At 49.3% G+C, this 225-nt stretch carries 1 tRNA gene and 1 rRNA gene; both read left to right on the plus strand.

Annotated elements, in window-relative coordinates:
* Window positions 1–65: ribosomal RNA gene (locus tag FHC48_RS23355) — 16S ribosomal RNA — on the plus strand; the annotation flags it as partial.
* Window positions 66–134: 69 nt separating this feature from the next.
* Window positions 135–211, plus strand: a tRNA-Ile gene (locus tag FHC48_RS23360).
* The last annotated feature ends 14 nt before the right edge of the window (window positions 212–225 follow it).

The following is a 225-nucleotide window of genomic DNA, read 5'->3' on the forward strand; positions in this document are numbered from 1 at the left end:
TCATGACTGGGGTGAAGTCGTAACAAGGTAACCGTAGGGGAACCTGCGGTTGGATCACCTCCTTACCTTAAAGAACCTGCCTTTGCAGTGCTCACACAGATTGTCTGATGAAAAACAGCAGTAAAAATCTCTGCAGGCTTGTAGCTCAGGTGGTTAGAGCGCACCCCTGATAAGGGTGAGGTCGGTGGTTCAAGTCCACTCAGGCCTACCAAACTCCTTTTAAAG

It is taken from the genome of Enterobacter sp. EC_50 (assembly GCF_019584525.1).
Taxonomy (GTDB): domain Bacteria; phylum Pseudomonadota; class Gammaproteobacteria; order Enterobacterales; family Enterobacteriaceae; genus Enterobacter; species Enterobacter roggenkampii.